This window comes from Paenibacillus sp. FSL H7-0918, from assembly GCF_038007025.1.
GTDB classification, from domain to species: Bacteria; Bacillota; Bacilli; order Paenibacillales; family Paenibacillaceae; genus Paenibacillus_AQ; species Paenibacillus_AQ odorifer.
The window spans coordinates 293,480-315,045 of record NZ_JBBOWJ010000003.1 but is presented as its reverse complement, the minus strand read 5'-3'; the positions used below and the strand labels follow the sequence as shown (position 1 = coordinate 315,045).

Below are 21,566 nucleotides of genomic sequence, written 5' to 3'. Positions count from 1 at the left end.
CTGGAAGAAGCAATGGGTTTAATCTCGGAGAAGCCCTCAATTTACGTGACACTAAAAAGTTGATCTATTTTGCAGATCAACTTTTTAGTTTACTATATTAAGGGAGAAGAGACATCTTGTAGGGAGATTATTTTCAATGATTATTGCTTATAAATTTGTTCTCCAAGACAGGATACCCGCGTTCATGCTCCTGCACGCCTTCATTGCAGATTCTGGGGTATGAAGTTCCTCACCCCAAGTAACATAATATCGGAATTCATAGAATCCTCCCAGTGTCGCCTTAAAGTTTGTCTCCCAATAATTATTCATGGGCCATGAGTACAGGTGGGCTGGATCATGGGCAAGCTCCGGATGGCCGCTCAGAAGACGATCCTCATAGTCTAATGAACCGATTTGAATCAGCGGCGTGTCCGGCATGGCAATCGCAATCCCTCGTCCTTCACTGATATACGCCACACCCTCATCAACACAGTAGAAATCGGCAAGGGAACCCGGGAGTTGGTCGATACGCGGTCGTACTGACGCACCGGTTTTTTCAATCCATAGTTCTTGCTGCGGTGAAGAGGGAGCACTTCCGAACGGAAGAGAAATGTATAGATTTTCTGGGTCCCATACACTTTCCTTATGCATGCGTACGGCAACATCAATTCGCGCACGATCACTGTATAAGGTGACAAGTAAGGAATAATGACTGCAGCCATTGACGCTGTATGTCAGACGAACTTTAGCGTATAGTGCGCCTTTTTCAACAATATCAACATTAACCAGTGTTCCCACAGAAGTAATTGCATCAGGGCCTCTACGATTGCGTCCCATCTTGCGCCGAACATCATACATACCAAATTCGTTAGCTGCCCGAGTCACATTATAAACAGGAGAAAATGCATGGTGATTCCGATCTGCACGAAGCAGGTTCTGATTCACGGTCTTGTCGATCCATTTCGTGATGCCAGCACCGATCTCCCATTCAAGTCTTACGTATTGCGATTCCATATATTTCGGCGTAACCTGAAGCTTCGGTGCGACTGGCGGGATGATATCCAACATACGATCCGAGCCTACGTAATCTGTTCGATACGCAGTTACAGGTTTGTGATTGATAAGAGACTTGATCGTCAATTGTACCTGCTGCTTTGGCTGAAGCGTTACCGGAATGGTAAGGATGACACCGCGGTGCCCTGTAACCATTTGCACCTCATATTCAGTGCCCGTCGATTCATCCATGACTTCAAAACCGTTCTTCAATTCCGATATATTCCAGCCTTCCATAATGAGTTCAGCATAATCAGTTTGCGCAAAATCATTAGGATTATATAACTCAAATTTCATTGGACAATTAGGACGAAGCAAAGCGTCACCGCGAGCCTCAAGGATGTCGTATAAAGCGGTATGAGCGAGTGAGCTGGCATTGGCCGCATAGGCTTCTTTCCTGCAGCCAAGCTCTTGAACGAACGGATTCCAAGGTTCGGTGACCGAGGAATGATAACCCCATGTATGCTCAGCGAATAGCGCTAGCTCATATTCCATTGCTTCAAGACGTTCTTTGGAGACGATCTCGCATGCGGGATCTAATAGCTTCACCTTTGTATAGACACGCTGTGCTTCACGGAAAATCTGTACATGCATCGGCGTCGTCGCCGAGCCATCTGTCCACCAATCTGGCCAGTCCCCACGGAAGGTCTCGATTTCCTCGGGATGCTCCTCTGCATAAGCTCTCAAATCTGCAAAGAAATCGTCCAAGGTCGCCGGTTGAATCCGGATGCGTTCGCCATGCTTCTCATTCCATGGATTCACAAAATCCATCAACGCTGCGTTCGGCGAGCCGTTGTCGGTAGGAAGTCCGGACACCATCACCGGTACGAACGGGAACGTGTAACCATCAGCAACCAATTGCTGTAAATAACGATCAAAACGTGCTTCGGCCACTACAAAGGATACACCGTTTCGGACATCATGATCATCGCGAATCGTATAAGATCCGCCAATGCCTGGGGTCAATCCAAGATCATTGCCGAACATGTAATGCTCACCGCTCCAGGTGAGAATACGATCTCCTTTCGGCGTTTCCCACCAGAACGGAATCTGCTTCTTCCACAGTGGAAACATGGAATGATGCGTATGAATACATGTAATCAAATTCTCGATACCTGCATCCGCCAGCACTTGACTGTATCCCCAACCAAAGCCTGTAATGTCTGCCGTCATCGCAGAACGTACCGGGAATTGAATCGATTGTCCATAATCTGTTATCCGCTTAATCATGATAGAGAGTATCTCTTGATTTAATTGCTCACCGAAATTGAGATAGGTGCCGGAGAGACCGATATAACCTTTCTTCACCGCATGAGCGAGTTCTTCTTTTTCTATGTCTGTGGCTTTCAATAGGAAGGATTCAACAGGCCAATAGGTTTCACATACCCACTTATAGCCTTTTAAGTCAGGTCTGGCGCCGCTCTCAATATCACGTACAATTTGCAGAGCCTGCCGAATATAATTGACATGATATTGACGAATTTTTTCTTGACGCTCGGTATAGCCGACATCGGTATGGGAATGTTGAATGACGTAAATTGTCCAAGGTTTGTGCTGATTCATCGTAGAGCTCCTTTCGGAATTACAGGATTATCCAATCGAGATATAAACGAAGGGAAATTATATATGAGTTTGAAAATACAGCTTGAAGCGGAACAAAGCATCTTCTTCATACCATGCTTGGAAGTTCGTTCCCCATACATTGTTATGCAAATTCACATGCATACCTCCGGTAAGCGGAGCAAAAGTATGATCAAACTGAAGCAAGCGTGGCTTCCCAGGACAGATAAGTGCAGCATCCAACGTATCGATTTGCACTTTTCCATCTGCTGCTGCATAGTACATCCCTTGCTGAACCGCATGCATATTGCGATTTCCACCTTGAACGACATCCAAAGGTGAGATGAGTTGACCGATTTTGTCCAGCTTCCATTGATTTGGATTGTTCACGATCGGATTAAAGCTCATCCAAGAGGCTTCGGGAAGGCGATAGGCATCTTTGTCAAACCACTGCAGCTTGCATTCCACTGTATGCGTATGTTTTTTAAAGACATACTCAAGCGTTAATTCCCGTGGAGCGCCCATACACTCACATGCCGCTCTCGGCATACGTAGGTTTGCAAGCACGACATCCTGCTCTTCACAAAAGACAGCCTGCAAGGACTGAAGCCTTGGTGTCATAACTTCATGTGCTATCCACTCGTGGGTTAAGTCCATCCCTGGTTTCCCAAAATCTCCGGTTGCCCACACATGCGTATGTCTCCAACTGAGATGATATTCACGATACCATCGGTCATAATCGGCCTGCGAATAAGTTTCGTAGGAGAATAAACCAATTTGATTTTTTGGACCGGCCCATGCCCGACCGCGAGCATCTTTCAGTCCGACAATTGCGCCACTATCCTCAAACACAACCTCAAAATCTCCTAATACATAAGGCTGGTCACTTGATAAGATAGTTGCATCCGTTAGAGTGCTACGAGATGGTTTCAACGCGAGCAGGGCAACTTCGGCTTTCTCTTGTCGTTCAGGTTGAAGTGCTTGGATTGCTTGTTTCAAGTATTCACGCTGTTCCTGCCAAGACTTCTCTATAAGACTAAAGGAACGTGCATTCAGCTTGGCATCGGCTTCCTCACCAAACATTTCAATCATTTCAGCGCGGGAGTTCATTTCGTAGAACCGATATTCCAGCGGGTTTAAGTTGATATCGACCTTATCGCGTTTGCGTGCTTCTTGGAAGTCATCTTTACCATAGTGGATATAATCTGCAAGATATCTTTTGATATCTACACCCCACGTATGCTCAGGAATCATAATTAACTCATCACAGAAATTGCGATATTCTTCATCGCTGTCTGTTAACGCCCCTTCTTGCAGCCACTTACTCTTCAAGCGTAGCAATTCTCGGTAACATGCTAATTTGTAAGGGTCGGTGGAAGAACCGTGAATCCAGCTATCGCCGATTTCTTCTTCTACGACAGTTAAGGTATTACGAATAGCCCATACCTTTTCGGCATACTGGTCTAATGTGGAAGCTTGTATCACTGCCTGCGGATAGGCTTCTCGCAGCTTGGCGAACTCAGCTTCAATCTGCTGCACCGTAGAAGGGCCATGATTATCATGGGTATGCGCGAAGTAAAGGATATCGTTCAAACTTTCGATGTCAAAGGTTGTGCCGTAATCTTTGCTGTAGTGGACAACAATTTCAGATCCGTCCGTATTTCGCCATAGGAACATTTCAGGAACGTGAGGAACATAGCTGGAAGGGTTAACGCCTAAGTGCAAATACTTTAGACCAGCCTTTGCCATATGCGTGATTAACGAGCGTGTATGACCGGGAACGTCCGTCATTTTGGCTGCGATCGTACGCTTGCCAAATCGCTCATCAAGTCGCGTCGCCATTTCAATGCCATAGTCAAGCAATTCGCGATCATATAACTCGGTATATGTGGTGAAAGGAAGACCATGCCATCTTAAATAATCCTTTGCAATCGCTTCTTCGACTTGTTGTCTTACTTTGTCGGAACCGTGCTTTAATAGATGATGGATTAACCATGAGCCCGTTGTCCAGATAAAGGAACCTTTCTCCGGGTTCTCGGCAAAATATTTCGCTGTTTGAATCGCACTTGGAAAAAATTGCCCCATATATCGGTCCGTCACATTTTTCGCGAAATCCGTGTAGCCAATATCCAAGTGTGTTTTGAATATAACGTGAATGTGTGTTGCGCTCTGATTCAAGTTCATCGCTCCTTCCTCATAATCACGATTTCAGTGTATAGCAATTTATCTCATTTGACTTTTCGATTTATATTGAATAGGATCAGAAACAAATCATGCAGAGGTGGAGTATAGATTGTGGCGAATCATATCAAAAATGAACGGTGGGTATATGTCATAGAGGGAGAGAATGGCAACTCGGCTCGAGTAAAGGATTTATTGTTAATGGGGTATGACCATTTTAGCAAAGCGATGCCTTTAACGAATCATGTGCATGAGGATGCATACGAATTCGTCTATGTTGATCAGGGGGCTGTCGACTGGGAGATCGGAGACGAAACATACCATACGAATGCCCAGCAAGTTATACATACAAGTCCGGGGGAGCGGCACCGTGCCAAATTTGATTATATTGGTCCATCCACCATTTGGTGGATGATTATTCGCGACCCAGCCCGAAACAAGGAATGGTTCGGGCTTCAAGAGGAGGAGCGTCAGATCTTCGTTAATTGGATGCAGAACTGTCCACGCATTCAATTGGTCAGCAAGGACGTTGTCGTCTATTTCAAACAATTGAAGCAGCTTCTACAGAACCAGAGTACGGTACTGCTGGAATTTCAACTTCGGCATTATGTCATGGAAATTTTGCTGCATCTATTTCATCATTCGCAGCTTGTTGTGCATTCCCCAAACATGCATACCTACACGCAGCAGCTGAAGGACAGACTTCAGCAGAATCCATCTGCTCGTTATTCAATTGAACAGCTTGCAAAGGAGTTCGGGTTGAGTGCGTCGCATTTCTATCGTGTGTTCCGAGAGACGAATGGACAATCGCCTATAGTGTATATGGAACGAGTTCGTATAGATTGTGCAAGCCAGATGCTGAAGGAATCGAAGATGTCCATCACGGATATTGCCATGGAACTTGGATTTAAGACAAGTCAGCATTTTGCTACAGTATTTAAAAAAATGATAGGGGTGACACCGAAGGCCTGGAGAAAGCAGAATATGCAGCGATGAATTTGGTATTGAAATTTTGAAAACACTCGTCATATAACGGAGTGGTCATATGAACTTAAAGATTGATCGGCAGGACTTGATGAACAGGTTTATTCTCGAACGCCGGCCCGGACAGTGCTTCTCAACTAGCGCATTGGATGTACTTAAATCTTTCAAGTCAAATAAAGCGCTTAAAGCTTTCGGCAATTTGTTGATGTTTCTACGGACGCGATTCTGAGATACAGCATCGCTTACGCTACAGCTCCTTAATAGTATGGAAGTTTCTCTAGATTCGTTGCATGTAATAGTGTATAAATATTGGATAAACTTATAACAATTTGGGTATTCAAACAACTCAAACAAAATAAGAAAGGAAAACTTCTATTATTAAGATAAATCTATTATGGGAGGTTTTATTATGAAGAAAAAATTGATGATTTCCTTATTTGCCTCAGCTTTACTTGTGCTTCCAGTAATACCGGTGCATAGCTTTGCAGCGGATACATCCAAACCTACGATCATAAATAACGGCCAAATTAACAACGGTCGAGTTCTCATTCCGTTACGAGCTGTTTCAGAAAATTTAGGCGCAAGTGTGGAATGGTTTCAAACGGAGAAAGAAGTAAAGATTAAAAATGGAGACACGACCCTCTGGCTTGCTGCAAATTTCAAACGCGCAATTATTGAATCACCACCGACTACAGATAACCCGGATATTCCGAACCGGGAATATATTGATATAGATACTGCCACGCAGGTCATTAAAGGAACAACCTATGTTCCGCTACGCTTTGTCGGTCAATCGCTAGGTGCAAATGTCTTATGGAACCAACAGTCTAAGCAGGCGACCATAACATTGGGGGGTAAGGAACTCGTAGTCAACATGGAGCAACAATCTATTCAAATCTCTGATAAGCAGAAAATTATGGATCCACGGTTAAAACAACTCTCCGATAAATTAAATCAAGCAGCTGATATCTCTTCAATTAAAAATATTAGTTCCTACTTCAAACCGTACTTCACCGATAAATTAATTAAGTCTATCGTTCAAAATAAAGGCTTGAATACAGCTAGTACCTATGAATCGCCTGCCTCGTCGCCAGTATACATTAACAAGACTTTAGCCACGCTTGCGCAATCGGTTATATTGGCAAATGGTCTAACAGGAGAAGATCAATATGCCGAGGATCGTACGATCACTCTCGTATTTACGAATGGTGTATGGAAGGTCGATAGCGTCAGCAAGGGGTTGAGGGTACTAATCTCAGGGTTCTCAGATTTTCAACCTCAATAATTATTCATAGGCTCCTGATATTTGAGTAAGAAAAACAAAGAAAGCCCTCACAAGAAGGGCTTCTTTGTTATGTTTATTAATATTAAAGTTTGAAAAGCAATATGTGCCAGGGGAGATGCTAAAAAACGAGGGGTTAATAAAGAAGATTTATTCTTGAGATTTTTATTGCAGTCACATTTTAGGTCGAGCTCTTCGTTGTATAGAGTGAAAGGGGGGGAGACAGCTTGAATGATGCGGAGTTAAATCAGATCATTGCAGATGTGTTGGATGGGAACACAGAACAATTTGAGAAAATCATGGAGATTTATCAAAAACCGATTTTTCTCTACTGTTATCACATGCTGGGCAATTATGCCGAAGCCGAGGAAAACGCACAGAAGGTATTTTTGAAGACCTTCCGCACCTTGAAAAAATATACCCAATATCAGATGGATTTTGGTGCCTGGGTATACAAGATTGCCTACCATCAATGTATCGACATCATCCGTAAGCGAAAGTTGGTGAAGTATTTGCCTTTCTTTTACCAAGATGAGAAAGAAAATAATGAAGTCGATTTGCATATTGAAGCCAACTATTTTGATGAATCCGTACATCAGGCCATGGCAAAATTATCGGCGGAAGAGCGTAATTTGTTAATCTTACGTTGTGTCGAGGATAAAAGCTATCAGGAGATTGGATTGATTCTCGGTAAAAACAGCGCCAGCCTTCGTAAAAGGTACGAACGTACATCTGCAAAATTTCGAAAGTATTACGCTCAAGTGAAGGGAGTGGGAGTGTATGAATATGGACAGGGATCGGGATTTGAAAAAACTGTTTGATGACCCGCGCATTCCCGACGCCGACTTGACAGGAAAAGTAATGAGAATATTACATGCTAAGCCAAAAGAAAAGGAGAGGTTTTTTATGAAATATAAAGTTGTTTTGACTGCGTGTGTAGGGATGATGTTAATGGCCTCCACAGGTTATGCGGCAGTTCAATATCATTCTTTGACGAATAAGGATGGCGAAGTCGTATATGAGACTAAATCGACGAAAGATTACGGAAAAACAGAATCGAAAGATGATATAGAGCGTTACAAGGCATTTTATGAACTTAAGGATAAGGTGCTAAAGAACGGGGAAGCTGGGCTGTTCTATATGGTTGCCAATAATCCGAATCATGAAACAATTCTTGGAACGAAGGTGACTATCTTCCAAGATCTTTCTCAATTGAGAGATAAGATTACGGATAAATCCATTAAGATCGCAGACAAAGTCAATGGAAATTATACATTCCAAAAGGCGGACGTAATCTTTAAAAATGCTCAGGAAGTGAATCCTCCTTCTTCGGAAGAAAAAAAGAAAATGGCAGAAAAGCTGAGAAAGCAGGCGGAAGAATCCAATCAGGGATATGCCATGATGCAGGTTGAAATGACAGATCAGTTTTTCCTTCTCTTTGCTACGTATCAAAATGGCGAAGATAAAATCGGGGTTAATATCACTAATCTGAGTGGAAAGAGCGATCCTACAATGTATATTGACGAGAAGGTTGAATTTAAGCAGGAGAAGGTTCAAGTGAAGGGAGTAGAAATGCTGCATACAGAATTTGCTCCTTCGCAGACGCACGAGCTGAAATGGGTATACGAGAGCCCAGACAAAAAGCTGAAATACGCCTATACTTTACGAGGTGACCTAAATAAAGTAAGCAAAGAAACCCTAATGAAACTTGCCGAAGGCTATTTGGAATAATAAATACAACAACAACGGGAGTCTCCTCCCATCCAATTGGGGGGATTCCCCTCTAGTAAACCATAGTCCTTCTTCATTTTTTATCATAATCGTTTCTAAGCACCGATTTTAATTCCGTGGAACAATGCATAAGAACGGCCGCTGTTCGCATCATTTGCGACAGGGCCGTTTTTTTGTTTTTCATAGGTTAGCTGTAAATTGCTATTCTTGCCAAACACTCATAGGGTCCCATGGCTTGATCTGATTGCCATATTTTCCAGCCAAAAAAGCTTTCATGTCTTCCAGCTTAGCAGGCACCTCGTTCCAAATTGGAAAGGGTGGTAACCCTCGTTTGCTTTTCAATAGGATATCCACTGTAACATACAAGCGTTCTGGCTGAATCCAATGAAGGAAGCGGGAAATATCCATTTGCTTGGTCAGAGACAAGGAATCAATTTCGTCATTGTAATGCTTGTTGAACTCGCTAATCAGGTTTAGGAGGTATTCTCTCTGCTCCTTCACGAATTCCAGGCCACATATGGCGCCATGCCCTGGAACAACGATTTCGGGTTTAATTTCATCAATAATGCGATCAAGCACTTTAACCCAATTGAGGGTTCCCTCTTCGCTGTATGCCGTACAACCATTAAACACGACATCGCCAGCGAACAGTACTTTTTCTTTTGGCATCCACAACAGTAAGTCACTATCAGAGTGGGCTGGAGCTACGTTCTGAATCATAACTTCTGTATCGCCAAGACGGATGTTGATATCGTCCTTTATCTCAATATTCGGGAGCACCCATTCTACGCCTTCCAGGTCAAATCCTTCAAATTCCGCTGCAAAAAACCGCTCGCCCGGAGTCGATTCCGGAGAATTCTTTCCTCTTCTGATGACGCTGTCCATCCAAGAGATATTTTCGGTGAGACGCTCTCTGGAGGCTTCCTTGTGCATAATAATACAAGCATCTTCAAACACTTTGTTTCCCCAGGCATGGTCGCTGTTATAGTGCGAGTTCACCACATATGCGGGAGAGCCGCCGTTGCTTACATCCATAAAAGCCTCCCGCATTTCCCGCGCATGGAACAAATCGAAAAACGTGTCATACACCAACCCGTCACCCTTGTTGATGAATCCGGCATTGGCCCAACTGATCCCGCGATACGGCGAAATACCAGCAAAGACGCCATCTGCGACTTCAAAAAATTTAACGCGAGGTTTTTGGATAATACGTCCATACTTCATAAAAATTCTCCTTTACGTATATGTTTTTGGGGTAAAGCATGCCTTTATTATAGAGAGTGGAAAACATAATTGCAAGCATGTACTTGCATGCATTTGTTCCGTGTAATATGATGTAACAGAACAACATCACACTACATGGATGGAGGCGCTGCAACATGAAACTAGTAACCTTTCAAACCAAGACATCCCAGGAACCTTTGTTTGGGCTTGTAATTAACGAGAAATTTGTCGTGTCTTTTGCCGCAATCATGAAAAAGCAGGGAACATTCGTTGACAGTCTTGAAAGTATAGACAGCTATCTTCATTATTTACCGGCAAGTTATGATGCCGCTAAGGAATTAATGCAATATGCGGTCGAACAGTCGCATCAATTTAATGAAAATGAAATCTGCCCGATTGTAGCGGTAAACCTGCTGCCGCCAGTTCCAAATCCGGCTGCGCTTATCGATTTCGGGCTGACACCAAGACATCTGAGAAATGCTGGCGTAAATCTGCTGCAAAGAGAATATACAGGGCCGGAAAGAGAAGAGCTTAAACAAAAAATTGCTGAAAAATTCCAGCAAGATCCGAACAAAGTAACTTTCAGTTATTACAAATGTAACCATAATGCATTAATTGGCGATGGAGATACGATTCATTGGCCTTCGTACTCTTCCTACCTGGATATTGAGCCGGAGCTGGCCTTTGTTACAGGGATGGAGAACTGCATTGCAGGTTATGTTATTTTTAATGACAGTACTGTCCGCGATGTGCAATGGCCGGACTTCCAGGGGCTGACCGGACCGACGCGCTGCAAAGATTTTGATCGCAGCAAAGGAATAGGGCCATTTCTGGTTACGCCGGATGAAATCGACAATCCGCTGGTACTGGATGTGAATGTATGCATCGGGGAGAGACTGCACTGGAAGGGGAGCACATCCGAGTATGCTGCACACCCTGCAAAAGTGATGGAGGAGGTTCTCAAAGTTTTCACGCCGCTCCCGGGCACGATTATAGGAATGGGGACGATACCGGATTGCTGCGCAATCGAGACCGAAGAATGGCTGTTGCCCTCTGACCGAATCCAGATTACATTTGATAAATTAGGCACGCTCACGCAATTGGTGCCTGATCATGTCAAGATTACGGAACCAAGCCGCTGGGAAAAAAGAAGCGATTTGCCTTAAAAAACGTTTATCAAAATGATGAACCCCGACCCTGCTGCATATGCAAAACTTGTAGTAGAATAGGATTAACATATGCAAAAGGAGAACTACAATGCAAACTTCAGACAGAATCATTGAAGCCGCGACACAGCTCATCAAAAAGAATGGCTATCGGGGAGTAAGCACCAAAGCCATTGCAACGGAAGCTAAAGTCAATGAATCTACGATTTTTCGGCAATTCGGAAGCAAGCAAGGCATATTGGAAGCCATCATTGAAAGACATTCGGATATTCCGCAATTTGAGAAGCTGTTAAAAGAGGAAGCGACCGATAATCCGGAAGTCGATCTGCTGAATGTAAGTCAGCAGTACCGTTTGTTTTTCCATAAAAATGCGGACATCATTTTGATTGGCATCCGCGACAAAGGAATGCTTCCCGAATTAGACAGAATGCTCGCCGATCCGCCGGCGAAGCTTCACTCCTTGCTGGTTGAATATTTTGAACGCTTGCAGAAGAAAAAAGTTATCGCCAGACAGGATGAGCGTCTTGTCGCAATGTCTTTTCTCTCGATGTGCTACGGATTTCAGATGAGTGAACTGATTCACCGGCAATATCAATCCCAATTCGTCACCGAGGAAGAGTTCTACAAGCATAGTGTCTCATTGTTTGTTAAAGGAATTTTAGCCCAGTCATAAGCATTATTGATTTATCCCATTCATCTAATGGAAGAGCATGCAGCGACGGTTGATGATGTGGTGATTATTTTTAGTAATGGAAAATAAAATACGTGGATGCATTATATAAAAAACATGACTCATTAAATTAAGCCCAATTTTTTCTAGGGCTTTTTTTGTTTGGGTCCTCAGGATTGTATTTGGTCTATACCCAAACTTTCGAGCCAGAGTTATTGTACGAGCTTTAATGCAAGACAATCATGCCTATTGTATTGGAATTATCCAAGGCTGTACTTACTTAATATCTTATAAGAAATTCTTGAAATTACAGAAATTTATCCAGTAGGGGGATGCTATTATACAAATACAAATAAAGACGAGGTGATGATATGCAAGCAAAATTGGCAGCGGACGCCATTCCCCTCCCCAAAAAGCGGAACTCATGGATAAGGACGATAAAAAAGTATAAAGTGATGTACGCTCTCTTGTTCCCGGCATTAGTTTACTTTGCCGTATTCAAATACATTCCTATGGCGGGAATCATTATTGCCTTTAAAAACTATAACCTAGCTTTGGGACTATGGGATAGCCCATGGGTGGGATTTAGAAATTTTACAGATTTTATGAACGGCGTTTATTTCTGGGACATCATGAAAAATACGATTATCATATCCCTGTATAAGCTGTTGTTCGGTTTCTCAGCTCCTATCATACTTGCTTTGCTGCTCAATGAAGTTTATACCCAATGGTTTAAGAAAATCGTTCAAACGATCACTTATTTACCCCACTTTCTATCATGGGTCATTGTTTATGGAATGATGGTGGCATTATTAGCCCCAGGGGATGGTCTTTTTAACATGATATTGAAGGAAACTGGAGTTGAACCCATCTCATTCCTAACGGAACCTGCCTGGGGCAGACTGCTGATCATCTTATCTGAAATATGGAAGGATATTGGATGGGGAGCGATATTGTACCTTGCAGCATTAGCAGGAATCGATCCAAGCTTATATGAAGCGGCTAGAATTGATGGCGCTTCCAAGTGGAGACAGCTATGGCATGTAACACTTCCCGGCATTCGAGGCGTGATGATTCTGATGCTGATCCTTAAATTAAGCCATATTCTGGATGCTGGTTTTGACCAAATATTCATGTTTGCCAACAGCTTTAATCAGGAGAAGATCGACATTATCGACACATGGGTATACCGTGAAGGGCTCGAGCGACTTAAGATTGGCTTGGCTACTGCTGTGGGATTATTTAAAGCGGTCATCGGATTTGTTTTAGTGTTGGCAGCGAATAAGCTCGCCAAAAAATTCGATGGGCAAATTTGGTGAGGTGGTTATCAAAATGATCAATTTGACAATCGGAGAAAAGGTCTGGCAAGCATTCGTTTATTTTATTCTTATTTTGCTAGCTCTACTTTGCTTACTACCCTTTCTATATGTGGTTGCTGTTTCAGTAACGCCAGAATCGGAAGTGCTAAGAAGAGGAATTGTTATTATACCAGAAACCTTTACCTTTCTAGCCTATAAAGAAGTATTCATTTCTCATGGTATTGGGCAGGCGTATAAAATCACATTGTTTCGAACGATTGTAGGCACTGCTCTCAATGTGTTCTTTACGGTAATCGCGGCATATCCGTTATCCAAAAAATATTTGCCGGGTCGCAGCCCATTTTTACTATTCATTGTCTTTACCATGATGTTTGGAGGAGGATTAATTCCGACTTATTTACTAGTCCGCTCTCTGGGATTGCTAAACAGTCCGTGGGTATTGATCATTCCAAATCTCATTAGTGCATTTAATCTGGTGATCATTAAAGGCTTTTTCGAGCAATTGCCTGCTGAAATCGAGGAATCAGCGAGGGTAGACGGTGCAAGTGAACTTCAGTCGTTATGGCGGATCATTTTACCTCTGTCCTTGCCCGTCCTTTCCACAATTTCATTATTTTACGCAGTCGGGCATTGGAATAGTTACTTCGATGCTATTGTTTATATCAATGATTCCAACTTAATGCCGCTCCAAGTGATCTTGCGCAACATCCTGCTTAACGTCGCAACACAAAGTGCTGATTCGCTTGCCAATACCGGAGCTGTTAGTACGTTCGCTATACAAATGGCAGCAGTTGTCGTGACTACAGTTCCGATTTTGATCGTTTACCCATTTATGCAAAAGCATTTTACCAAAGGTGTGCTCTTGGGATCGGTTAAAGGTTAAAAAGATATTCCAACCTGAGTTGTTACGGGGAAACCGTGATAATATAGAAGCAAAGGAGAGGTCATTATGCAACGTAAAGCGATTACATTTGCTATTCTGACAGCAATGGTCGGTGTGGGAACAGTATTGTCAGGCTGTGGGGAACAAAAAGAGGTTACATCGACAGCTTCGGGTAATTCACAAGGCCAGTCTAGTCCCTTTGAAACCAAATTGAAAATTTCGATGTTTAACCAAGGAACTTTCAATGCTGCTGCTCCGATTCCTCCCCGTGAAGAAGATATCCAACGCCAAATGTTGGAGAAAGCAGTAAATATCGACTTGGAAATGATGATTCCTCAATCAGGGCAAGCAACGACTAAATTAAATACGCTCATTGCTGGCGGAGATATTCCAGATTTGATCTTTTTGAAGAGCCGGGCTGATCTCGCGCAATATTATGACCAAGGCGTTCTTGCGGATTTGACACCGTATCTGGATCAATTTCCTGAATTGCAGAAACGTTTTAGCAACGACTCCTGGGAGGCGATGTCCTATCAGGGAAAAACCATTGGAGTTCCAGGTTATGATAATGTAAACGGTATTAGTCGAAGCTTCTTTATCCGTAATGATTGGCTGAAAAAGCTGAATATGGAAGTGCCAACAACACCTGACGAGCTATTTGAAGTTATGAAAGCCTTTACAGAGAAAGACCCGGACGGCAATGGTAAAAATGATACGTACGGATTCATAGGCGGTATGAATAAAGAAGGCAATCTGCAAACCTATGGCTTCGATAGTTTGATGTGGATGTTTGGTGTCAATCCTCCCTCAGCCATTGATGTGAAAGACAATGAACCAGTGTTCCTGTTTACCGACCCAAAAATGAAAGAAGCACTCGCTTATATCAATAAAATGATGGAAGCTAAAGTTGTAGATCCAGACTGGGTGACGATGAATACTCCCGATTTATTGGACCAAAAGTTATTTAAGGGTAAAGTTGGCTTTATGATAAGAGATGCCCGCAGGCTGGAACCAGATTATCAGCAAAAAATGAAAGAAATCAGTGGAGAGGTGCCGGAATGGATCGTCATTCCTCCAATGACAGGTCCTTATGGTGATCAAATTGTAGAGAGAAAATCGTTCCAAGGCAATTCATGGGCCATATCCAAGAAAGCGGATAAGGACAAAATCATTCGGATCTTGTCCATGCTGAATTATCTCTTTACGGACAAAGAAGCCTATCCGAATTTTGCATACGGAATTAAAGGGATTCATTGGGATTTGGTAGACGGCAAGATCAAAAATAAAACCTCCGAATTATCAAAGGAAATGAAAGAAAAGTACTTATGGGTCGATCATTATAGAATGCCGCGTCGTGGTGATGATGCTGAGTACTTCAGCTTCCAGAATCCGAAGACGGCAGAAGCTTTTGAGAACAATCAGAAATACGTGGCGGCTACGTTGCCCGGGAATTTATTGACTGAAGACCCGAACGATTCATTGGCTGCTGACCGCCAACGCTACATTAATGAAAGCTTGGTCAAATTTATGACTGGCAAAGAACCTCTTTCGAACTGGGACAATTTCCTCAATACATTGGAAACTAAGTTTGACATGCAGAAGTATAAAGACTCAGTAATCAAGCAATTTAAAGAAGCAGGCTTAATCAAGTAAATCAAACGAAGAGAGCGGCTATAATTAGCCCCTCTCTTTATTGAAATATAAGAAAGTATAAGTTTTACTTTATACTTTATCTTTCTATTTTTCGAAGAAACGCTTATCGTCCTTAAAAAGGACGCCGAAGGCGTTTCTTCTTATCATATGCTATTATTTGTTTATTACAGATTTAAAAGGAAGATGATCGATGCGAAGAAGAATCAGCTTGCCTTTAAAACTATTTTTTATCGTGTTTGCATTTGTATTAAGCTGCATAATCTTGATAAGCCAATTGTCTTATCGTTATGTCCAAAAGGAAATAAGAACCTCTGACATTTATTACACCAACCAAATACTTGATAAGATTGATCAGTATTTCACAGTTAATTTTTCCTCCTTCCAGACGATGCTGTTCTCGGTCGAGTCATCGGTGAAAGCCAACATTGACAATCCGGACGTGATTAAAAAGCAATTAAGAGAGCTCTATGAACTCAACAGTAATTACGTCAGTAATATTTATTTGATCAAAAACGATTTATCTATTCTAGGCGGAAGTACACCTACCCGAATATTTGATGAACCTTTAGCTGAAAGAGAACCATTGTTTGATGCAGTTGACAAGAATAGAAGGATTACATTTGTCAGTGATCCTTACAAATCTAAATATTCCGGCTGGACAGTTACGATGGTCCGATATCTGAACAGTGCTCCGTTTCCTATGGCCATTGCAGTAGATCTAGATCTAAATGCCATTGAAGATACCTTGTTCAAGATTAATAAAAAAGAACAAATGAATTTGGCTCTAATCACCGCATCGGGAAAAATCATTGCCGGATTTTCGGAAAATAAAGGCCCCCTGAATGTTCAAGATCATACTTTTTCAATCGGTGAAACGTCAGCAGAAGAAATTCTGGATACTACAGAAACAAACCTTCAACTGCACACCAAGGAGGGGATTCAAGTTTCCCTTCTAAAAAAACCGACTGAAAAATTCAACTGGACCATCATCTCAATCAACGATGAATCACGCTTGAAAGCTGCTTTATCCAGATTGGAAACCTATTATATCGAGCTTCTAGCTGCTGGTTTTCTCTTAAGTCTGTTCGTTTCCTTCTTTATTGCCAAATATATAAGGAACCCGCTCTATGCACTCAAAACAAAAATGAAGCGGGTGGAGCAGGGCTCCCTCACAACTACAATATCGATTAACCGAAATGATGAGTTTGGAGATCTCTCCCGAGCATTCGATCGTATGCTGCAGCAAATTGTGGAACTGATTCGGGGAGCAGAGCTTCATAACGAACTTGAACGAAAGCTGGAAATTCAAGTGCTGCAGTCTCAAATAAACCCTCATTTTCTGTATAACACGCTTGGTTCTATCAGCAATGTCATACGACTCGGACAAATAGAGAAAGTAGATGTGGTGATCGAGTCTCTCATTTCAATATTGGAATATGGGATAGCCGACGCTTCGGAGAAGGTATCACTGCGTCAGGAATTGCAGAATGTATCAGACTATATCGCGATCCAGAACATCCGCTATAACCGAAACTTCCAATTAATCGAAAATATCGAAGCAGGGCTAATAGATTTTCCGGTTTTTCGAATGCTGTTGCAGCCCCTTGTGGAGAATAGTATCTTCCATGGTTATAACGGAGGGGGGATCGAAGGCCCTATTACTATTCATGCGTACAGGGAGGGTGGCAACGTCATCATAGAAGTAGTTGATCAGGGCGAGGGAATTCCAACTGATAAAATAAAGCATATTTTAATTTCAGAACCGGGGGATGTGGAATTGAAAAGGAAAAGAATCGGGTTAAATAATATTCATGACCGAATTAGACTTCACTACGGAGAACAGTTCGGGCTCCAAATCATAAGCATACCTAAGGAAATAACCCGGGTTCGCGCCTTATTCCCAGCAGGCTTGTTTAAAGGAGATGCATGATGATGAGAGACTATACCTGCTTCATTGTTGACGATGAAGATCTAATCATTCAGAGATTGGAATTGTTTTTTCACGAGCGCTCCCTTAGGGATAAGCGATTTCATTTAGTGGGAAAAGCGAATAATGGGCTGAAGGGGATAGAGGAGATCGTAAAGCTTAAGCCGGATATCGTAATATCTGATATCGTCATGCCGCGAATGGATGGAATTTCCATGATTGAGCAGCTAAAGCCAAAGCTTCCCCATACCCAATTCATTCTTTTGACCGCTTATTCATCCTTTGAATACGCCCAGAGAGCTATTCAAGCCAACGTATTGGAGTACATTGTTAAGGTTCCGCTCAGAGATGCGGATTTGGATCGAGCTTTAGATAAGGCAGCCGGGATTTTAAATGAAGTTAAGAAAAAAGAAGCGGAATTTCAATCTTTAAACGTATCCGTGCTTGAAAATAAATATAGAGTCCGCAAGCAATTTTTTAACGAGCTTATCAGAGGCGAAATCCCTTCTCATCGGGCATCAGATTTTGCCAATCGTATGCAGTTCCATTTCTTTCAAGCCAACTATCGCTGCTTTATTGTCGAAATGAATATGTATGAAAGTTTCCGAAATGATTATTCAGCGTCTGATCAGAACATATTGAGGTATGCGATTACAAATATAATCGAAGAAACGGTGATGAATGGTGGCAGTGGTGTAGCTGCGGATCTATCCGATAATCGGTTTATTGGCTTTCTATCCTGGGAAAATAATCGTAGTGATCTGGAAACGGAATATGATTGCCAGACATTGGGGGGGCAGATCGTCTCCCATTTGCATCAATATTTGAATCAAAGGGTATCCGTCGCTTTTGGAGGTCCACACCGAGGCTGGGAATCCATCAAACAAGCTTACACGGAAGCACAAAATGTGAGTGATGATTTCTATTATCATACAGAGAAAGTAGTAAAAACACCCATGCATCGGTTCCATTACCATAATGACAGAAAAGAAGAATTTCAGCAGAAATTGGCTGATTTTCTTGCTGGGGTGAAAAGAAAGGTTTCCAAGGAAGAGCTGGAGAAAGCATTTGCTGATCTGAACCAATTTGTTACGGACCATAAAATCCATAAGTCCATCATGGCGCCTATGTTAAGAGACTTGTACAGAGACATTATTATGAAGTTTAAATCGGGAAACAAGTTGGCCGCGGAAGTAGCAGAGTTTCCCATAGAATTTTTAGCTTTTCGGGAGCAGCTTGCCTATATCGGCGACTTTACCTTCGAATATGTACACGCCGGCCAACTTTTACATCGTATAGAAATCATGAGTGCTATGCGGTTTATAGAGAAAAACCTGAAACAGCGATTAACGCTCGAGGCGATTGCCGAGGAAGTGAATTTAGCTCCATCGTATTTTAGCAGCTTATTCAAAAAAACAATGAACGAAGGCGTTATCAGCTACATCAATCGTAAAAAAATCCAATTAGCTCTCGAGCTGTTAAATATTCAGGATTATTCTATATTGGAATTGTGCGAAGAAGTAGGAATTGTGAATGAAGGTTATTTTTGCAAATTATTTAAAGAATATACGGGTGATACTCCTAAGCAATATCGGATAAAAATGACACGGTATGAATCCAATTAAGGTTGCAAAAAATGTGTGATTTTTTCGCGAAATCATGTAAAAAAAAAGGGAGCAAAAGGATTACCATGATAGAAGGATCTAATCATGGAGGTTATCAAAATGGAGCTTATTAAAGCAGATGTAACCGTCGTCGGCGGAGGTATTGCTGGGATATGCGCTGCTATTGCTGCCGCACGCCAAGGGCTGCAAGTGTCACTTATTAATGATCGACCGGTTCTTGGGGGAAATGCAAGCAGCGAGGTCAGGGTTCATATCAACGGGTCGGCATATCTCGGAAACAGTCCATCCTATTATGCACGCGAAGGAGGGTTGGTGGAAGAACTCAAGTTGAAGATTTTCCACTATAATCCGTTATACAACAAGAAGCTGATGCTTTCGCTTTCGGATACGGTCTTGTTGGATATGGTCTATGCTGAGCCTAACATTTCTCTATTTCTGAATACATGCGTGCATGAGACGGGCATGGAGAACGGCAGAATTAAATGGGTGGAGGGCCTTCAATTGGCTTCCGAAAGGAAATTCCGTTTTGAAAGCCGAACCTATATCGATTGCTCTGGAGATGGAGTTGTCGGATATCAGGCAGGTGCTCTCTTCCGATGGGGGAGAGAAGCGAAACATGAATACAAGGAAGAATTGGCTCCTGAAGTGGCGGACCATTACACCATGGGCGATACGATCCTGTTTCAAGCCCGTGACGTAGGATATTCCGTTCCATACAAAAGACCTGGCTTTGCGTATGATATTACGAAGTTGGCCTTTTTCGATAGTATCAGAAAAGGCTTAAACCATCGGGCTTTTCCAAGAAAAATCAACGGGCTTGGCGGATTGTGGTGGCTGGAATACGGCGGACATATGGATATTATCAAAAATAATGAAGACATCGCGTTGGAGCTGCGGAAATTGGTATACGGGATTTGGGATTATCTCAAAAATAGCGGTGAATTTGATGATGTAGACAATCTCATTTTGGATTATGTATGCCCGATCCCGGGAAAGCGGGAGTCGAGGCGGTTTATTGGGGATCACATGTTGTCTCAGAACGATCTCACAGCAAAGCCGCATTTCGAAGATGCTGTATCGGTCGGTGGATGGTATATGGATTTACATGCTAATAAGGGCATCTACGATGAGGGGCCGGCTACAGCTTGGAATTTCGTGCCTGGATTGTACAATATCCCTTTCCGCAGTTTATATTCACGAAATATTCCTAATCTCATGTTCGCTGGTCGCAATATAAGTGCTACCCATGTGGCTTTCGGATCTACAAGGGTTATGGCAACCTGCGGTTGTATGGGGCAGGCGGTTGGAACAGCTGCTTCGTTGTGCTCGAAATATGAGGTAGACCCTGCTGCTATAGTCGAAGCTCATATGGGGGAGCTGCAGGCGCTATTGCTTCGAGACGGACAAACCATTGTAGGCCTTCAAGAGGAATTGGATCCTTACTTCGCTGACGGATTAACTATTCGTGCCTCGTCTCAGCGCAGCTATGACAATCTTCATCCAACCGAAGAGATTTCCTTGGAGAAAGGGTTATGTTTGGTCTTGCCGATTCAGACATCCGTGGCTGAAAGCGTACGGTTCAAAATTAAAAATAGCTCCAAGCATTCGGAAACTCTACATGTGAAGCTTTTTGGCGGGGAACGAAAGGAAAACTACATTCCAACCAGCGAGTTGAGAGACTACCACTTGGTTATTACAGCCGGTCATGACGACTGGATTACGCTAGACTTGGACTGCAAGAAACCGGCTGACGACAAAATCTACATCATATTGGAGGGCACGGCGAGCCTTGCCATATACGGTAATGAAGAGAAATTGACAGGAGCGGTCAGCTTCCACTATAGGCCGGAAGAGCCGTCCAGGCTGAAGAAATTCAATAAGAGCATTTGCTTTAAGGACCTGGTGCCAGCTCAGAATATGTATAGTCCTGAGAATGTTGTCAATGGCTACTCCAGACCTTATGGCCAACCGAATGGCTGGATTTCTGAACATTCGGAAGGACAGGAATGGTTGGAATTCTGTTTTGCAAGCCCCAAAAATCTGGACGAAATCCATCTTGTTTTTAATTCGCAGCTGGATTTGGAGCATTTCAACGACCCGATTGAGTCCCTTATCCAAGATTATGATATGACCTTGACCTTAGAAGACGGAACCGAGAGGACAATCATAACTCGTGGAAATTATCTCACGTTGAATAAACATAAGATAGATGCGAATGGTGTAACCCGAATCCGGATTAATTTCGGCGCAACTTATGGTTCGCCTTATTTTGAAGTGTTTGCTGTGAAATTGTTTGCTCCTAAAATCGATAAATGAGGACAGGTGAAGT

15 protein-coding genes are annotated in these 21,566 nt (G+C 42.7%); 12 read left to right on the top strand and 3 right to left on the bottom strand.

Annotation, left to right across the window (positions count from 1 at the left end; translation table 11 throughout):
* Positions 1-147: 147 nt before the first annotated feature.
* Positions 148-2,595, bottom strand: coding sequence for a glycoside hydrolase family 38 N-terminal domain-containing protein (locus MHI15_RS21305; RefSeq protein ID WP_339167910.1), 2,448 nt, complete (start codon positions 2,593-2,595; stop codon positions 148-150).
* Positions 2,596-2,652: 57 nt separating this feature from the next.
* A complete protein-coding gene (locus MHI15_RS21300) occupies positions 2,653-4,770 on the bottom strand; it encodes a DUF5054 domain-containing protein (RefSeq protein ID WP_341164815.1) in 2,118 nt (705 codons plus the stop codon).
* Between the two features lie 117 nt (positions 4,771-4,887).
* Between MHI15_RS21300 and MHI15_RS21295 the strand changes: the two genes are divergently transcribed.
* The 4 genes from MHI15_RS21295 (at position 4,888) to MHI15_RS21280 (ending at position 8,770) form a co-directional block, all read left to right on the top strand.
* Positions 4,888-5,769: an AraC family transcriptional regulator gene (locus MHI15_RS21295; protein ID WP_312149998.1), complete on the top strand. Its 882-nt coding sequence runs from the start codon at positions 4,888-4,890 to the stop codon at positions 5,767-5,769.
* A gap of 397 nt (positions 5,770-6,166) precedes the next feature.
* A complete protein-coding gene (locus MHI15_RS21290; RefSeq protein ID WP_341164814.1) occupies positions 6,167-7,042 on the top strand; it encodes a stalk domain-containing protein in 876 nt (291 codons plus the stop codon).
* Between the two features lie 224 nt (positions 7,043-7,266).
* Complete coding sequence (locus tag MHI15_RS21285) at positions 7,267-7,860, top strand: RNA polymerase sigma factor (RefSeq protein ID WP_341164813.1); 594 nt, start codon at positions 7,267-7,269, stop codon at positions 7,858-7,860.
* An 85-nt stretch (positions 7,861-7,945) separates the two neighbouring features.
* Positions 7,946-8,770, top strand: a complete 825-nt coding sequence (locus MHI15_RS21280) for a hypothetical protein (RefSeq protein ID WP_076126537.1) — start codon at positions 7,946-7,948, stop codon at positions 8,768-8,770.
* Between the two features lie 201 nt (positions 8,771-8,971).
* On the opposite strand, the gene MHI15_RS21275 is transcribed toward MHI15_RS21280, so the two are convergent.
* On the bottom strand, positions 8,972-9,994 hold the full coding sequence (locus MHI15_RS21275) for an MBL fold metallo-hydrolase (protein ID WP_341164812.1): 1,023 nt from the start codon (positions 9,992-9,994) through the stop codon (positions 8,972-8,974).
* Positions 9,995-10,149: 155 nt separating this feature from the next.
* Here MHI15_RS21275 and MHI15_RS21270 point away from each other — a divergent pair, with 155 nt between their 5' ends.
* The 8 genes from MHI15_RS21270 to MHI15_RS21235 all read left to right on the top strand — a co-directional run bounded on the left by MHI15_RS21270 (position 10,150) and on the right by MHI15_RS21235 (position 21,553).
* Positions 10,150-11,160 (top strand): fumarylacetoacetate hydrolase family protein, encoded by a 1,011-nt coding sequence (locus MHI15_RS21270; RefSeq protein ID WP_341164811.1) that lies wholly within the window; start codon positions 10,150-10,152, stop codon positions 11,158-11,160.
* A gap of 91 nt (positions 11,161-11,251) precedes the next feature.
* On the top strand, positions 11,252-11,833 hold the full coding sequence (locus MHI15_RS21265; RefSeq protein ID WP_076279708.1) for a TetR/AcrR family transcriptional regulator: 582 nt from the start codon (positions 11,252-11,254) through the stop codon (positions 11,831-11,833).
* A gap of 368 nt (positions 11,834-12,201) precedes the next feature.
* Positions 12,202-13,149 carry an ABC transporter permease gene (locus MHI15_RS21260; protein ID WP_341164810.1) on the top strand — a complete coding sequence of 316 codons (948 nt, stop codon included), beginning with the start codon at positions 12,202-12,204 and terminating at the stop codon, positions 13,147-13,149.
* Between the two features lie 13 nt (positions 13,150-13,162).
* Positions 13,163-14,032, top strand: a complete 870-nt coding sequence (locus MHI15_RS21255) for a carbohydrate ABC transporter permease (protein WP_036677077.1) — start codon at positions 13,163-13,165, stop codon at positions 14,030-14,032.
* A gap of 66 nt (positions 14,033-14,098) precedes the next feature.
* Positions 14,099-15,685: an extracellular solute-binding protein gene (locus MHI15_RS21250; RefSeq protein ID WP_036677074.1), complete on the top strand. Its 1,587-nt coding sequence runs from the start codon at positions 14,099-14,101 to the stop codon at positions 15,683-15,685.
* Between the two features lie 190 nt (positions 15,686-15,875).
* A complete protein-coding gene (locus tag MHI15_RS21245) occupies positions 15,876-17,615 on the top strand; it encodes a sensor histidine kinase (RefSeq protein ID WP_076281793.1) in 1,740 nt (579 codons plus the stop codon).
* Positions 17,615-19,237, top strand: coding sequence for a response regulator (locus tag MHI15_RS21240; RefSeq protein ID WP_076281792.1), 1,623 nt, complete (start codon positions 17,615-17,617; stop codon positions 19,235-19,237). Before MHI15_RS21245 ends, MHI15_RS21240 begins: the two co-directional genes overlap by 1 nt.
* Before the next feature lie 84 nt (positions 19,238-19,321).
* Positions 19,322-21,553 carry an FAD-dependent oxidoreductase gene (locus MHI15_RS21235; protein ID WP_076281791.1) on the top strand — a complete coding sequence of 744 codons (2,232 nt, stop codon included), beginning with the start codon at positions 19,322-19,324 and terminating at the stop codon, positions 21,551-21,553.
* Positions 21,554-21,566: the final 13 nt, after the last annotated feature.

Excerpts from the sequence above, each read along its gene's own strand:
- MHI15_RS21305 (WP_339167910.1), bottom strand. The coding sequence starts at position 2,595 with ATGAATCAGCACAAACCTTGGACAATTTACGTCATTCAACATTCCCAT.
- MHI15_RS21280 (WP_076126537.1), top strand. The coding sequence starts at position 7,946 with ATGAAATATAAAGTTGTTTTGACTGCGTGTGTAGGGATGATGTTAATG.
- MHI15_RS21260 (WP_341164810.1), top strand. The coding sequence starts at position 12,202 with ATGCAAGCAAAATTGGCAGCGGACGCCATTCCCCTCCCCAAAAAGCGG.
- MHI15_RS21235 (WP_076281791.1), top strand. The coding sequence starts at position 19,322 with ATGGAGGTTATCAAAATGGAGCTTATTAAAGCAGATGTAACCGTCGTC.
- MHI15_RS21255 (WP_036677077.1), top strand. The coding sequence starts at position 13,163 with ATGATCAATTTGACAATCGGAGAAAAGGTCTGGCAAGCATTCGTTTAT.
- MHI15_RS21240 (WP_076281792.1), top strand. The coding sequence starts at position 17,615 with ATGATGAGAGACTATACCTGCTTCATTGTTGACGATGAAGATCTAATC.
- MHI15_RS21290 (WP_341164814.1), top strand. The coding sequence starts at position 6,167 with ATGAAGAAAAAATTGATGATTTCCTTATTTGCCTCAGCTTTACTTGTG.
- MHI15_RS21245 (WP_076281793.1), top strand. The coding sequence starts at position 15,876 with ATGCGAAGAAGAATCAGCTTGCCTTTAAAACTATTTTTTATCGTGTTT.
- MHI15_RS21275 (WP_341164812.1), bottom strand. The coding sequence starts at position 9,994 with ATGAAGTATGGACGTATTATCCAAAAACCTCGCGTTAAATTTTTTGAA.
- MHI15_RS21250 (WP_036677074.1), top strand. The coding sequence starts at position 14,099 with ATGCAACGTAAAGCGATTACATTTGCTATTCTGACAGCAATGGTCGGT.
- MHI15_RS21270 (WP_341164811.1), top strand. The coding sequence starts at position 10,150 with ATGAAACTAGTAACCTTTCAAACCAAGACATCCCAGGAACCTTTGTTT.
- MHI15_RS21265 (WP_076279708.1), top strand. The coding sequence starts at position 11,252 with ATGCAAACTTCAGACAGAATCATTGAAGCCGCGACACAGCTCATCAAA.